Source organism: Egibacter rhizosphaerae (assembly GCF_004322855.1).
GTDB lineage: Bacteria > Actinomycetota > Nitriliruptoria > Euzebyales > Egibacteraceae > Egibacter > Egibacter rhizosphaerae.
The window spans coordinates 828,546-843,215 of sequence record NZ_CP036402.1 but is presented as its reverse complement, the minus strand read 5'-3'; the positions used below and the strand labels follow the sequence as shown (position 1 = coordinate 843,215).

The following is a 14,670-nucleotide window of genomic DNA, read 5'->3' as shown; positions in this document are numbered from 1 at the left end:
CGTGGGTCCGGGTGCGCGTGCTCTCGGGCGCGACGGAGCGGAAGCCGTCAGGAAGGAACCGACGTGACCACCGAGTCCCGCCAGGCGCTCGCCGTCTACGCCCAGAAGCTCGCCGGCGTGAAGGAGTATCTTTGACGTCGACGGCAAGCGCCGCCGACTGACCGAACTTCAGGGCGAGGCCGGCGATCCCGCCCTGTGGGACGATCAAGCACGTGCCCAACGGGTCATGACCGAGCTCCGGCGGCTGGAGGACGACCTCGGTCGGTACGACGCGTTCGCGCAGAAGCTCGCCGATCTCGAGACGCTCGAGCAGCTGGCCCGTGAGGAGAACGACGAGGACGCGGCGGTCGAGGTCGCGCAAGGGGTCGCCGCACTCGAGCGGGAGATCGCCGAGCTGGAGCTGCGCGTCCTCCTGTCCGGCGAGTACGACCATCGTGATGGGGTGGTGACGGTCCACGCCGGCGCCGGGGGCACCGATAGCCAGGACTGGGCCGAGATGCTCCAGCGCATGCTGCTGCGCTGGTGCGAGCACCGGGGCTTCGGGGTCGACGTCCACGATGTGCAGCACGGCGACGAGGCCGGGATCCGCAGCGCGACCTTCACGGTGCACGGTGACCGCGCCTACGGGCTGCTCCAGGCCGAGCGAGGGGTGCACCGCCTCGTCCGCATCAGCCCGTTTGACTCGCAGAAGCGGCGGCACACCGCCTTCGCGAGCGTCGACGTGATCCCGGTCTTCGAAGCCGTCGACGATCACGTCGAGGTGCCCGAGGAGGAGTTGCGCATCGACACTTTCCGCAGCTCGGGGCCCGGCGGACAGTCGGTCAACACGACCGACAGCGCGGTGCGGATCAACCATTTGCCCACCGGCATCGTGGTGCAGTGCCAGGACCAGAAGTCACAGCTGCAGAACAAGACCGTCGCGATGAACCTGCTCAAGGCGAAGCTCGCCGAGCGTGCCCGTGCGGAGCGTCAGGCCGAGATCGATGCGGTGCGCGGGGAACAGGCCGACGTCGCGTGGGGTAGCCAGATCCGCTCCTACGTGCTGCACCCGTACCAGATGGTCAAGGACCTGCGGACGGGTCACGAGACGGGGAACACGGACGCGGTGCTCGACGGCGACCTGGACGCCTTCATCGAGGCCTTCCTGCAGTGGAAGGCACGCGGCGAGCAACAGGAGCGCGTCGGTGAGGGTCATGTCTAGGCGATTGCGAAGCCGGAGCCGGTCCCCTGCTAGGCTCGCCAGGCGACACGGTGCGGCGTGCGTTGCGGGACCCGCTGTGGTCGCCACCAGCCCCAGGCGTGAGGCCGAGCCGACCCCCGTTCGAGAGAGCGCAACGAAGTGATCCGCCTGGAGAACGTCACCAAGGTCTTCGACAACGGGGTCGTGGCGCTGTCCGACCTGAGCGTCGAGGTGGCCAAGGGCGAGTTCGTCTTCATCGTCGGGGCGTCGGGCTCCGGCAAGAGCACGTTCATCCGGCTCGTGATCAAGGACGAGGATCCCAACGAGGGTGACCTCTGGGTGGCCGGCAAGCGCCTCTCCCGGCTGAAGTCGTGGAAGGTGCCGAGCCTGCGACGCGAGCTCGGCTGCGTCTTCCAGGACTTCAAGCTGCTCGAACGCAAGACCGCGGCCGAGAACGTGGCCTTCGCGCTCGAGGTGATCGGGCGGCCCCGTCACCAGATCACCAAGACCGTCCCGGAGGTGCTCCGGCTGGTGGGGCTCGAGGACAAGTACCACGCGTACCCCCACGAGCTCTCGGGCGGCGAGCAGCAGCGCGTCTCGATCGCGCGCGCGTTCGTGAATCGGCCGCGGATCCTCCTCTGCGACGAGCCCACCGGCAACCTCGACCCGCACACCTCCGTGGGGATCATGAAGCTCCTCGACCGGATCAATCGCACCGGCACCACGGTGGTCATGGCGACCCACGACCAGCACATCGTCGACTCGATGCGCCGACGGGTCGTCGAGCTCGAGGACGGGCACTTGGTACGCGATCAGGTCCGCGGGGTGTACGGCTATGGGGGCTAGGCTCCGCTATCTGCTCGGCGAGGTCGGCGTCGGGCTCCGCCGCAACCTGCTCATGACCGTCGCGACGGTGGTGACCGTCACCGTCAGCCTCGCCCTGCTGGGCGCGGGTCTGCTGGTGCAGGAGCAGGTCAACCTCACCCGCGGGCTCTTCTACACGCAGGTCGAGGTGTCGATCTGGCTGGACGACGGCATCACCGAGGAGCAGCGGCAGTCCCTCGAGGCCGACCTGCAGGACAACAGCGAGGTCAGCGAGGTCATCTACGAGTCCCAGGAGCAGGCCTACGAGAACGCACAGGACCTTTTCGAGGGGCAGGACGAGGTGTTGGCCAGTGTGACGCCCGACCTGTTGCCCGCCTCGTTCCGGGTCGGTCTGCATCAACCGGAGAACTTCCGGATCGTCGAGTCCCAGTACGAGGACTACCCGGGTGTGTCGGAGGTCAGCGACCAGCGCGAGGTGCTCGACCGCTTCTTCACGGTGATGGATTCCGTGCGACTCGGCGCGATCTCGGTCGCCGCCCTGCAGCTCGTCGCCGCCGCAGCGCTCATCTCGAACACGATCCGCATCACCGCGTTCGCCCGCCGTGAGCAGATCAGCATCATGAAGCTCGTGGGGGCGCCGAACTGGTACATCCGGCTGCCCTTCATCCTCGAGGGCGTGGTCGCGGGTGTGCTCGGCGCGCTCCTCGCCGGCGGGCTGCTCTGGCTCGGGATGGAGACCCTGGTCACGACGCTCGACGCGGAGGTGCCGTTCCTGCCGTTCATCGGCCCCGAGGCGCTGCTCTACACGGTGCCGTGGCTGCTGCTCATCGGGGGTGGCCTCGCCGCGCTCGCGTCCTACTTCAGCCTGCGGCGCTTCCTCGCGGTCTGACGGACGGCGTTCCCCCGCCTCGGCCTGGTCAGGGCCTCGCCCCGCGACGGTGCTCAAGTGTGCCGGTGTGCGGCCGATATGTGCGGTAAGAGACCCATTCGCGACGCTCCGCAGTTCCTCCTGCGCCGAGTGCGGCCGCGAACCGGTTAGATTCCCACGTGGGACGTCGACGAGGAGCTGTCGGGTGAAGCAGGAACCGCGCGGCGGGCAGGATCGCCCTCGCGTCGCGGGTGACCAGGCGGCACACGTGGTGGCCGGCGCATGGCGCGTGCTCGTGGCGACGTTGCTGGCCGGCACGCTCATGGCGGTGCCCGGGATCGCCGGGGCGCTCGACGAGTTCGACGAGCGGGAACAGGAGCTCGAGGAGCTCGAGGAGGACGTCGAGGAGGACGTCGAGGAGGTCGATGAGGACCTCGAGGGCGCGCGCGACGAGCTCGAGAACATCGAGGACCGCCACGCGCAGGCGGACGCCGAGCTCGACGAGATCGAGTCCGAGCTCGACCGGCTCAACGGGGAGCTCGACACGCTCACCGGGGAGGTGGAGAGCGCGGAGGAAGCGCTCGCCGCCGCCGAGGAGCAGCTCCGACAGACCACGAGCGAGCTGATCCAGACCGAGCAGGAGCTCGACGCCGCCCGCGCGGAGCTCGGGGAACAACGGGATCTGTTCGCGGAGCGGGTCAGAAGCGCGTACATGAGCGGGGAGGGCAACTACGCGGACGCCCTGCTCGACGCTCAGGACCTCAACGAGCTCACGCGCACCAGCGGCCTCGTGCGGTCGATCCTCGACAGCGATCTCGCCGCGATCGAGCGGATGCGCACCCTCGAGCACGAGATCTCGGCGAGCGTGGGACACCTCGAGGAGCTCCAGGACCAGGAGGTCGAGGAGCAGCGCGCCGCCGAGGAGGAGCGGAATCGTGTCGCCGCCCTGCGCGAGGAGCGTCAGGACGTGCGCGACGCCGTGGCCGTCGAGCGTGAGCGCCAGGAGGAGGTGCTCGCTGAGCTCGAAGCCGACAAGGAGGAGTACGACCGGTTGGTCGGCGAGCTCGAGGGGCAGAGCCAGGCCCTCGAGGCCGAGTTGGCGCAACTCGCCGACGAGCAGGAGGACCTGCAGGCCGAACGCCGTGCCGAGATCGAACGCCGTGAGCAGGAGCGTCGCGAGCAGGAGCGTCGCGAGCAGGCCGAGCGCGAGCAGGCCGAGCGCGAGCAGGCCGAGCGCGAGGCGGCGAGCGACGGTTCGGGGAACGACGATGCGGGCTCGGGGAGTGGGGGCGGATCCAGTGACTCCCCCGGATCCGGTGGGAGCGACTCCAGTGCCTCCTCCGGCGCCGATGGGGGCGGCGGGTTACTGGCCCGGCCGGTGGGCGGCCCGGTCACCAGCTCGTTCGGGTACCGCACCCACCCGGTGCTGGGCACGCAACGCTTGCACGCCGGCATCGACTTCGGGGCGCCGACTGGAACGCCGATCCGTGCGGCCGACGGCGGTCGGGTCGTGCAGGCCGGGGGCCGGGGCGGCTACGGGATCACGGTCGTGATCGACCACGGCGGCGGTCTGTCCACGTTGTACGCGCACCAGTCGTCCCTGAACGTCTCCGCCGGGGAGTCCGTGAGCCGGGGCGACGTGATCGGCTACGTCGGCTCGACGGGCGTGTCGACGGGCCCCCATCTGCACTTCGAGGTGCGTGAGGGCGGCAGCCCGGTGAATCCGGCCCCGTACCTCTAGCCCTCACGCGTCGCGGGCGAGCACGAAGTCGAACGAGGCCTCGTACCACGGGGCCTCCATCGCGGAACCGTCGGGGGCGGGACCGGGAGCGCGCTCGGCGAACTCGGTGATCAGCGAAGACCTGACCCCGAACACGGCATCGGTCGCCATGTGCGGGTCGCCGGCGGCGAAGACGTGGGTCACCAGGGTGCGGTAGCCGTCGGCGCTGATCATGAAGTGGACATGGGCGGGGCGCATCGGGCTCCTGCCGGTGGCCCTCAACAGGTCGCCCACGGGCCCGTCGTCGGGAATTGGGTAGGGGGACGGCCGCACGGTCCAGAAGCGGTACCCGCCCTGCTCGTCGGTGAAAAGGTGTCCGCGGCCGCTCGTGGGCGCGCCCTCGCGTTGCACGTCGTAGAGACCCTCGTCGTCGGCCTGCCAGACCTCCACGCGCGCGCCGGCGACCGGCCGCCCCTCCTCGTCGCGCACCGTGCCCTCGAGCCAGCAGGGCTCGCCGGGGGGGTCCCCGGCAACGTCGCCGCCGAGCGGGATCCGCGGGGAGCCCGGGACGAAGAACGGGCCGAAGACCGTCGCCTCGGTGACGCCGCCGCCCTCCGGCTGGTTCAGGCCGATCGTCAGCATCGACAGGCCCAGGACGTCGGACAGGAGGATGAACTCCTGCCGGTCGTCGGTCGTGGTGTGCCCGACGCGGGTCAGGAACTCGACGGCCTGGTGCCACTCCCGCTCGCTCAGTTGCACCTCCTCGGCGAAGGCGTGCAGGTGGTGAACCAGGCTGGACAGCACCTCGCGCAGCCGCGGGTCTCGGGTCTCCGCGAAGCTCGAGACCACCTCGTCGGTGACCGTCACCGCGGCATCGCGTCGGCCGCGGGCCGGCACGGCGTCCTGGCTCATGAGGTCTCCTTTCGACGCCGGGGGCTACGTTGCCACGGCCCTGGCACATCGCGCATGGTGCGCTTCGGCGCGCCCCGCGGACGAGGGTCGCTCGGCGTCCCCTGTCACCCGGCGTGCGGTTCGTCTCGCCTGGGGCTCGCGCATCCGCAGGGCGTTCGTCGGCATGGCACGCTGGCGGTATGGACAACCCGGCGGATCCCCCGACGAACGAGCCGCCGCAGACCTCGGGCGCGGACCGACCTGAGCGGCGAGGGCGGCGCCTCCTCGGCGTGTTCGTCGTGCTCCTGCTCGTCGCGCTGGTCGGCGGATTGACCTACGGCGCGTACCTCTGGGGCCTGCAACAGGATTCAGGGGGCGTGGTCGATGCGACCGGGGCGGGCACGGAGGCGACGTCGGACCCCTATCCCGAGGAGCTCGCGCCGCTCATCGAGACCTTCGAGGAGCTCACCGAGGGCGCGGTCGACGCCCCGGACGCGGATGAGCTCTTGGACGCGGCCATCGACGGCATGCTCGAGGAACTCGATGACCCGTACGCCGAGTTCTACGAGCCGGCCGAGTACGCGACCTTCTCGGAGTCGCTCGACGGCACGTACTCCGGTGTCGGCATGGAGCTGCAGGAGACGCCCGACGGCCTGTTCATCGTCACCGTCTTCGAGGGGAGCCCGGCGCAGGAGGCCGGCCTGCGCAGCGGTGACCAGATCGTCGAGGTCGAGGGCGAGGACGTCCGTGACGCGCCGATCAACTCGGTGGTCGACGAGGTTCGGGGCGACGAGGGGACCGAGGTCAGCATCGGCGTGGAGCGCAATGGGGAGGAGCTCCACTTCGACGTGGGGCGCGCTGAGATCGAGATCCCGCTGCTCGACGCGGAACTGCTCGACGACGGTCAGGGCTACGTCGAACTGAACCAGTTCACCAGCGGTGCGGGCGACACGGTGCGCGAGGCGGTGAACGGGCTGCTCGACGATGGCGCGGACGGCCTCGTCCTCGACCTCCGTGGCAACCCCGGCGGTCTCCTGAACGAGGCCGTCGAGGTCGCGAGCGTCTTCGTCGACGAGGGTCCGGTCGTGACCGTGGAGGCGAGCGACGAGGCCGAGACGTTCGAGGCCTCCGGCGACGCTGTCGACGCCCCGTTGGTCGTGCTCGTCGATGGTGGCTCGGCGAGTGCCTCCGAGATCGTCGCGGGGGCGATCCAGGACGCCGGCCGCGGACAGCTCGTGGGCGAGCCCACCTTCGGCAAGGGCACGGTCCAAGCGATCCGTTCGCTCTCGGACGGTTCCGGCCTGAAGTTCACCAACGCGCAGTACTTCACGCCGAGCGGCGAGTCGATCGAGGAGATCGGCGTCCAGCCCGATCGCCTGGTCGAGGTGGACGAGGACGAGGCCGCGGAGGCCGAGAACGGTCCCGACGAGCAACTGGACGCCGCGCAGGAGGAGTTGCGGCAGATCATCGCTGGGGCGAACTGATGGCGAAGAAGGGCGCGAAGCAGCGCGACGACGACACCATCGCCGTGAACCGGCGGGCTCGCTTCGACTACGAGGTCCTCGACACCGTCGAGGCGGGGCTGGCCCTGCGTGGTACCGAGGTGAAGTCGCTGCGTGCGGGCAAGGTGTCGCTCCAGCACGCCTTCGCCACGATCAAGGAGGGCGAGGCCTGGCTGTTGCAGGCCGACATCCCGGAGTATCAGTACGGCAACATCCACAACCACTGGCCGACCCGGGAGCGCAAGCTGTTGCTGCACCGCGCCGAGATCGAGCGGCTCGCCGAGTTCAGTCGAGAGGCCGGGCGCACGCTGGTGCCGCTGAAGATGTACTGGAAGGACGGCAAGGCGAAGGTCCTGGTCGGTCTCGCGCGCGGGAAGGCCCAGCACGACAAGCGCCGCGACCTCGCCGAGAAGGACGCGAAGCGCCAGGTCGAGCGCACGCTGGCCCAGCGTGCGAAGGGCAAGCAGTAGTGTCACGGTCCTCCGCGTGCGGTGAAGCCGCACGACGACCATGTGGCGCGTTCCACGCCCATTGCCGGTCGGCGGAGGTCCGCCCCGCTGTCAGCGCCACCTGAGGGGTGTAGAGTAGGGCTGCTGCGGCCCGTGAGGGACGCAGCACCAATTCGGGGGCGATCAGGCTTCGACGGGTGTCGGTCGACCTCGAGAGAGCGAGCCGGGCATGTCAGGTCATCCCGTAAAACTGCCTGGCGACCAATAGGTGCCGACGACAACGTGGCCCTGGCGGCCTAACTAAGCCGCCCGTCCGCCCTCGGCTGCCTGGGCTGGGGGACCGGACGTCATAGCCAGGCTCTACCGGCAGATCACCCCCGCGGGTCTGCCGGGACACGCTAGCGGGGTAAGGCCGCCGAGCCGCTTGGTCCCGGAGCGCGGCGGCCCGACACCCAGCCGGGACCTACGCTCGTAGCCGCTCTCGAGGACGAGACATCCGGACGCGGGTTCGACTCCCGCCGCCTCCACACAGGGGTCCGCACAGAATGCCGGCGTGTTGCTGACGGAATCTGGGCGACCCGCTGGATGACAGCCCGTTGTGGGCTCAGACACGAAGACGCCGCCCCGTGCGGGGCGGCGCTTCGTCGTTTCTGGGGGCGTGTGGCCTCGCCGGCGGGCTTCGGGACCGCGGCGGCGGCTGTGCGGGCACGATGGCAGCCCCGCCGTCGGCGGGGTGGACCGGCGGGGGAGCGGCTAACCGGGTCAACTCCAAGGCGCTCCAGCCCGGGGCCTGGCGGCCGTGGCCCTGGTAGCCCGCCCGCCACTCGACGACCGTCTGTCCGCGCCCAGGCTGGCGTGCGCCTTCCGTTTCGGCGTCCTGGCTCCGATTGCGGCTGGGCTGTCTCCCCCGGGGCGGGACTTGGGCCCCATGGTCGAAGGGGTCGGCCATGGCAACCTTCGCTCCGCGCCGGCGATGCCACCGCCACACCGTTGGTCGGTCAGTGCTCCCAGTGCTCCACCACGTCGCCGCCGACGTCGACGGCTTCGACGCGGACGACGCCCGCTGTCGCATGGTCGTCGTCGGCGGGAGCCGGCGACGCGTAGAAGGCAAACGGACTGCCTGAAGGCCGGTGGACGGCGGTCTCGGTGACGCTGCCGTCGGCGTGGTGGATTCGCACGACGTGGGCATCGTCGGGAGCCCAGCCGCTGACCAGGAGCGGGGCGTCGTCCGCGTCGACCAGTCCGGGTCGGAAGGGCGCCGCGGGGTGACCCCCCACCTGCCAGCTGACCGTGGTTGTCGCCCGAGCCCAGTCGACCGTGACCTGTAGCTGCACCGCCGTCCACTCGGCGGGCAGGTGCTGTCCATCGACGTCGACTTCCAGCGTCCAGTCGTCGCCGTCGTGCTCGCCGCTGGCGAACTCCTCGAGCGCTGACGGGCTCGGCGAGCCCACCGCGGGATGAGCAAGCTCGTCGCCCGCTACCCGCGTGACCGCGCCGCCGTCTTCGTCGAGGGCCTCAACTGCCTCCACTGAGGTGTCGGCTTCGGCGTCTTCTGAGTCATACGGAAGACGGACGACCGCCAGCTCCAATCCCAGGCCGCTGTCGACTGTGTCGACTGGGAACGCGCTGCCATCCGCAAGGTGCACGCGGGCCCGCTCTGCGGGTGCGTCAAGCGCTGCGACGACCCATCGAGCGTCGCCGATCTCCTGCACGGTGGCGGCCAGGGCCTCCTCCGGGGCGGGAAGGACCGCGGCGGTTCCCTCTTCGACTCCCTCGACTCGCACGTGGACCCCCTCGACGAACTCCGAACGCTGGACCAGGACTGCCCACTCCCGCTCGTCGGCGCCAGCGGCGACTCGCTGGAAGTCCACACCGCCAACCCTCGGCGCCGGCTCCGAGGCCACTCCCTCGGCGACCTCGACGCCCTCAGGCAGAGGTGGGCCGCCGAAGCGCATCGCGGTGTCCTGGCCACCAGCGAGGGTGACCAGGCCACCTCCCAGCACCGCGATGACCGCGACCGTCGCAGTGACTTGTCCGGCGCGCCGGCGAGCCCGAAGGCGACGGCCCCGTGCCCACAGCGCGTCGACGTCCGTGTCGTCGTTCGTGGTCGGCGCCGCAGCGCGCAGCAGCGTCGACAGGTCATCGCGCGCCATCGTGTTCCTCCCCGGCAAGCGTCGTATCCACGTCCAACACCCCGCGCAGCTCGTCGACAGCGCGACTGGCCAGCGACTTCGTCGCCGACTCCGACGCCCCCATCGCATCAGCGGTCTCTGCCACCGAGTAGCCCAGATAGAACCGGTACACCAGCACCGCCCGCCTGCGGTGAGGCAGACGTGCGACCGCCTGACGCACCGCCACCGCGTCCGCCCGGTTCGCGCGTAGGCTGCTGGCCTTCCAGCCGGCGGCGCGCCCGTCGCTCGGCACCTCTGCGTCGGAACCATGAGTTGGCCAAGTTCATCGCCACCCGATGAGCCCACGCGCCCGGGCGGTCGAACTCCCGCACGCGGTCCCAGTCACGACAGACCCTCGCTAGTGGTTCGTTGCGTAGGTTCCTTTCCTGTTGGGGGTCGGGGGTGGATACTGGCCGGCATGGCCAACCATGCGAAGGTTCTGGACGTCTCGGAGGAGGACCGGCGGGTCCTGCAGTCGCGCGTGGCAGCGCGGACGGTGTCGGTGCGGGATCGGGAGCGGGCCCAGATCGTGCTGCTGGCCGCTGAGGGACTGCCGGCAGGCGAGCTCGCCGCCCGCGTGGGGTGTTCGCGGCCCACGGTGACCCTGTGGCGCAACCGCTACGCCAAGCGCGGGCTGGCTGGGCTGGACGATGCGCCGCGCTCAGGCGCGCCGCCCAGGCTGACCCGCCAGCGCACCGACGAGATCCTGGCGGCCACGCTCGCGCCGCCACCGGCGCATCTGGGGGTGACGCACTGGTCGTCGCGGCTGCTGGCCCGCCACCTGGGCGATGTGTCGCACACCACGATCACGCGGCTGTGGAAGTCATGGCAGCTGCAGCCGTGGCGCGCCGAGACGTTTAAGTTCTCCACCGACCCCGAGCTGGTCGCCAAGGTGCACGACATCGTCGGGCTGTACCTGCACCCGCCGGAGAACGCGGTCGTGCTGTGCGTCGACGAAAAGTCCCAGATCCAGGCGTTGGAGCGCACCCAGCCGATCCTGCCGCTCAAGCCCGGCCAGGCCGAACGGCAATCCCACGACTACCGCCGGCACGGCACCACCACCCTGTTCGCCGCCCTGGAGGTGGCCACCGGCAAAGTGGCCGGCGCCTGCTACCCCCGCCACCGCCACGAAGAGTTCCTCAAGTTCCTCAAGCAGGCCGCCAAGACCTACCCGCGGGTGCCGCTGCACGTGATCGTCGACAACTACTCGGCGCACAAGCACGCCGACGTCAAGACATGGCTGGCCAAGAACCCGCGGATCCAGCTGCACTTCACCCCGACGCACTCCTCATGGATGAACCTGGTCGAATCGTTCTTCTCGATCATCACCCGCCAGGCCATCCGCCGCGGCTCGTTCACCTCCGTGCGGCAGGTCACCGACGCCATCGCCACCTTCATCGACGGCTGGAACGACCGCTGCCAGCCCTTCACCTGGACCAAAACCGCCGACGACATCCTCGCCACAGCCAACCGGAAAGCCGACTCCGTTACAGAGCACTAGCGCCTCGTTGGCCAGCTCCTCGGCCACCCCGACGTCGCTGCAGTACAGGCCCAACGAGCCCACCAGCTGCGGCCGCTGCTTGCGGCAGAACCGGGCCAGATCCACCGGCACCTCTGCCACATTCACCTCCGAACTCCGCGGGCTGCTGCCCTCTCACCCAACCAACGCACAACTGCGCCGACCGGTCGCACGCAAACCCCGTCGGCTGCGGTGCCCTACACGGTGCGTTCGAGGGCGGGTCCGACCCCCGCGTTCGAGCTCGTCCTGGAGCGGACCCAGCTGTTCGCCGACCAGAGGGTCAAGCCGCGGCTGTCGCGTGCCGGACGACCCGAGCGCGCCGGCTTCCGCACACTCGCCAGGCTCACGTGCAGACCCACAGGCCCGAGTGTGCCGCTGATTCCCCGGCGTGCGGGCCGCTGTCGCCGGAGCACCGCCACCGCAGCCGGGAATCGGACATATCGCCGTGACTGAGCTGCCGCCAATCTGTGGCTGCCCCTCACCGACCCCCGCCACAACCGCGCGGCCTCAGGCCGTTTCGATTCTGTCGACACCCCACACGCGGGTCTGCACAGTATTCGCCGTTCGCGGCGACGGAATCGCGGCAGACCCGCCCCGGGCATGGTCCCCGGGCCGTGCAACGTCGACGCGTCTCGGGCGGCGCGTTCGCGTTTGGAGAGCAGTTCTGGGCTCGGGGAGGCCGGGTCGGGCGATGTTGACCAGCACGTCAGGCCCGCCGAACGCGGGATAAGCCCGAGGCGCGCGGCTAGGGGGAAGACCACGGAAACGACGAATGCAGTGTCTTGCGTTCGAGGGAAGCTGCAGGCACTTTAGTCCATGGAAGGGTGTCGACACGGGCCCTACCAGCGCCACTGGATGGTGAGACTGCAGGAGAGCGCGTCCATGGCCGATCCGTCCGTAGGTGAGCGAGAGCTCGACGGTGAACGGGCTCGGGGGCAGCGAGGAAGCGCCCTTGGTCGACTGTGGGAGAGGCAGTTCGCGACGAACCGTCCGCCGGGACCGTTGGGCTACGCGCCGGTGCTCGTGTTCTTGTCCGGACTGTTGGTGTTGGCGGCTGGCATCGGTGGCCTGGCCACCGACGGTCTCAGGTCGGCGCTGGGGTTCGTGCTTCTCGCCTTCGGGCTGGTGCTGGCTACCCTCATGAACATGGTTCGCGACGAGTTCGTGCGTTGGGTGGTGCCGATCAACCTCCTGGCGCTGGTCGTCATGGTCGTCGGCATCGCCGTGTACTGGACGAGCTGACCACGCAGCCGAGCGCAACGACGTTGGGTAGCGCATCGGCCCGCTCTAACGGCGCTCGGCAGGGGCGCCCAACTGTGCCCGGCAGGTCGTTCTCACCTGCGATGGGGCGACTGTTCCCGTAGGTTGCGTGCACAAGGCCGCAGCAACGAGTCGCGTGCTAAGAGCACGCCGCCGCATGCGTCTGGGCCCCTACGAGTGAGCTGCTGAGCTGCCGTGCGCACGCCGGCGCCCTTAGCCTGTGATGAACATGGTTTCCACCGGTGAGGAGGCCGTCGTTGCGGGCTCCTAGGATCCTGTTTGGACCCCACACGCAGACGCGCCGCCCACCTCGGGGCGGCGCGTTCGCGTGTCGAGAGTTGGCAGTTGAGCGTGGACTCAGGGCGTGCGAGCCCGGACCGTCCCCACACGGCAACGGTCCGGGCTCCGAGCCCCGCGGATCCGGTCGACCGAACTCCCCACTGGGAGACGCCCCCACGACCGCCCCCCACCCGGGGGCCAGCTATCGCGACTGCCATCCTGCTTGTACCCGATCGCGCCACGGTCGGCAAGCCCTTCGTCGGCGAGGTCACGAAAAAGGCGCGGCGGCCGGTGGGTACGGGGGGAGACCCAGCGACCGCCGCGCTGCGACCCAGCGCAGGCAATGACCGCTGCGAGGGCCGTCCGTTGCGATTTCACATTCTATAGGTGAGCTTGTCAACCCGTCTCGCCGAGCGAGGGGAGGCGCCTGTCGTGCCTCGCGCCGTCGCGGCACGACGTTGCGGCACGCCGTCGCGCCACGTCGGTCTGAGGGTCGGACGGGCGCGGGAGCCCTGGCGCCGGTGGTCGGCGCGGGGCCTGCCGAGCGGCACGATTTCCGGAAATTCGTTGTATCAACACCTGGGTCGTGCCGCTCTCCATAGGTGACGGCCCGGATAGCGGGGGAACGGGCTGTCCCGCGCGTGGGGGCGCGGGCAGGTGGGGGACCCGGCGGCGGGACCGGGTCCCCCACCTACGACGTTCCGCGCCCGGCGTCGGACCGTGCCTGCTCGCGGCGACGGTCGGACCCGGGGATGCCAGTGGTGATGACGAGCCGGTCGCTAGATCCGGACCCACTCGGTGGCCACCGTGACGCCGTCAAGCGGCGTCCAGCGCACGCTGATCGGGCCCTTCGGCAGCAGACCCGCGGCGAAGTGGCCGAGCTCGTCGACGTCGAGATCCATCGACCCCTGTGCGTGACGAACCTCGACCCGTCCGGGCGCGGGCGGCACGACGTGGCCCACGATGCGGTAGCCGCGACCACCCCTGGTGACCTCGAACTCCACGGTGATCTCACTGTACTCGAAGGCGAGCAGCCGCGATGCGCCCGCGCCGCGCACCCCCGCGAGCGCGTCGCGGTCGTCGCTCGAGTCGTAGACGAGATCGGCGAGGGCGCTGTCCGGGTCGCGCCAGGCGAACGCGGCCCGCGCGGCGTCCCGGAGCTCGGGCGGCGGCGGGTCGACAGCGGTGCCAGCACGCCGGAGCGAGCCGGCGAGGGCCGGATCCTCGTCGGCGCCTCCGCGCCCGGAGGGGCCGACGAGGTCGTCCTGTGAAGGCTCGTGTCCTGTCACCGTTCGATCAGCTCCCCGGGGCGCGATCAAGGCTGATACCGGCTCGATCGACCATCGTCCGCAGTCGCGTCAGACAACGCGCGCGGGTGGGTCCGATGCTGCCGATCGGCATGTCCAGGCCGGCACTCAACTCCTCGTAGCTCGGAGGGGGGTCCGCCATCAGCATCCGCAACAGGCGACGGCACCGGTCGTCCATGGTGTCGACGAGGCGCCACAGCTCGCGTGCCGAGTCGTCGCGAGCGACCGACTCGTCGGGCGGCGACGAGGGATCCACCGGGTCGAGGGAGTCCGGATCGTCGGGGAGGACGTTCCGCTCGCGCTGCTGCTTCGTTCGCAAGCACTCCCGCCGGAGGGTGGTCGCCAGCCAGGCACCCACGTGCTCGGGTTCGCGGATGGTGTCGAGCCGGTCGACCAGCCGGAACCAGGTCGTCTGGATCGCGTCCGCCGCATCGGCACGCGAGAGGCGGTAGCTGCGGGCGATCGCCCACAGCATTCCCGTGTAGTGATCGACGAGTCGCTCCCACGCGGCAGCATCGCCCGCTCGGGCCTCGCGAACGAGAGCGCCCACCGGCTGCGTCACGCTGTTCGTCTCCCAGCCTCGACCGGCTGCGGCGTGCGCCCCAGCCGATCACAGATTGCCTCGTGCGGCCCGCGCTCGTCCAGCGAACGCACCGACCGCCGACTTCCTGTTTCGTGCACTGTGAATAAACGTCGACA

The 14,670-nt window shown here is 70.2% G+C and carries 13 protein-coding genes and 1 other RNA gene; 9 read left to right on the top strand and 5 right to left on the bottom strand.

Annotated features, from left to right (window positions below):
- Positions 1–117: 117 nt before the first annotated feature.
- From prfB to ER308_RS03910, 4 genes are all read left to right on the top strand, one after another.
- Positions 118–1,201 (top strand): peptide chain release factor 2 gene (gene prfB, locus ER308_RS03925; protein ID WP_338029792.1). Its coding sequence is split into 2 segments (ribosomal slippage): positions 118–132 and positions 134–1,201, totalling 1,083 coding nucleotides; the frame shifts between segments, so codons are not numbered across the junction.
- A gap of 138 nt (positions 1,202–1,339) precedes the next feature.
- A complete protein-coding gene (gene ftsE, locus ER308_RS03920) occupies positions 1,340–2,026 on the top strand; it encodes a cell division ATP-binding protein FtsE (protein ID WP_131153776.1) in 687 nt (228 codons plus the stop codon).
- Positions 2,016–2,894, top strand: a complete 879-nt coding sequence (ftsX, locus tag ER308_RS03915) for a permease-like cell division protein FtsX (RefSeq protein WP_131153775.1) — start codon at positions 2,016–2,018, stop codon at positions 2,892–2,894. Before ftsE ends, ftsX begins: the two co-directional genes overlap by 11 nt.
- A gap of 184 nt (positions 2,895–3,078) precedes the next feature.
- Positions 3,079–4,614, top strand: coding sequence for a murein hydrolase activator EnvC family protein (locus tag ER308_RS03910; protein ID WP_205745886.1), 1,536 nt, complete (start codon positions 3,079–3,081; stop codon positions 4,612–4,614).
- Between the two features lie 3 nt (positions 4,615–4,617).
- Here ER308_RS03910 and ER308_RS03905 read toward each other — a convergent pair whose 3' ends face one another.
- Positions 4,618–5,505, bottom strand: coding sequence for a dioxygenase family protein (locus tag ER308_RS03905; RefSeq protein WP_131153774.1), 888 nt, complete (start codon positions 5,503–5,505; stop codon positions 4,618–4,620).
- A gap of 179 nt (positions 5,506–5,684) precedes the next feature.
- Here ER308_RS03905 and ER308_RS03900 point away from each other — a divergent pair, with 179 nt between their 5' ends.
- From ER308_RS03900 to ssrA, 3 genes are all read left to right on the top strand, one after another.
- Complete coding sequence (locus ER308_RS03900; protein WP_131153773.1) at positions 5,685–6,968, top strand: S41 family peptidase; 1,284 nt, start codon at positions 5,685–5,687, stop codon at positions 6,966–6,968.
- On the top strand, positions 6,968–7,456 hold the full coding sequence (smpB, locus tag ER308_RS03895; RefSeq protein WP_131153772.1) for an SsrA-binding protein SmpB: 489 nt from the start codon (positions 6,968–6,970) through the stop codon (positions 7,454–7,456). Before ER308_RS03900 ends, smpB begins: the two co-directional genes overlap by 1 nt.
- A 154-nt stretch (positions 7,457–7,610) precedes the next feature.
- Positions 7,611–7,965, top strand: a transfer-messenger RNA (tmRNA) gene (gene ssrA, locus ER308_RS03890).
- Between the two features lie 468 nt (positions 7,966–8,433).
- Here ssrA and ER308_RS03885 read toward each other — a convergent pair.
- Complete coding sequence (locus ER308_RS03885; protein ID WP_131153771.1) at positions 8,434–9,588, bottom strand: hypothetical protein; 1,155 nt, start codon at positions 9,586–9,588, stop codon at positions 8,434–8,436.
- Positions 9,575–9,859: an RNA polymerase sigma factor gene (locus ER308_RS03880; RefSeq protein WP_131153770.1), complete on the bottom strand. Its 285-nt coding sequence runs from the start codon at positions 9,857–9,859 to the stop codon at positions 9,575–9,577. Before ER308_RS03880 ends, ER308_RS03885 begins: the two co-directional genes overlap by 14 nt.
- A 165-nt stretch (positions 9,860–10,024) precedes the next feature.
- Between ER308_RS03880 and ER308_RS03875 the strand changes: the two genes are divergently transcribed.
- Positions 10,025–11,107 (top strand): IS630 family transposase, encoded by a 1,083-nt coding sequence (locus ER308_RS03875; protein WP_131153769.1) that lies wholly within the window; start codon positions 10,025–10,027, stop codon positions 11,105–11,107.
- Between the two features lie 900 nt (positions 11,108–12,007).
- The gene (locus ER308_RS03870) at positions 12,008–12,367 is read left to right on the top strand and encodes a hypothetical protein (RefSeq protein ID WP_131153768.1); all 360 of its coding nucleotides are present in this window, start codon (positions 12,008–12,010) and stop codon (positions 12,365–12,367) included.
- A 1,076-nt stretch (positions 12,368–13,443) separates the two neighbouring features.
- Here the strand turns inward: ER308_RS03870 and ER308_RS03865 are convergent.
- Both ER308_RS03865 and ER308_RS03860 read right to left on the bottom strand, forming a co-directional pair.
- Positions 13,444–13,953 (bottom strand): hypothetical protein, encoded by a 510-nt coding sequence (locus ER308_RS03865; protein ID WP_131153767.1) that lies wholly within the window; start codon positions 13,951–13,953, stop codon positions 13,444–13,446.
- Between the two features lie 7 nt (positions 13,954–13,960).
- Positions 13,961–14,533: an RNA polymerase sigma factor gene (locus tag ER308_RS03860; protein WP_205745885.1), complete on the bottom strand. Its 573-nt coding sequence runs from the start codon at positions 14,531–14,533 to the stop codon at positions 13,961–13,963.
- Positions 14,534–14,670: the final 137 nt, after the last annotated feature.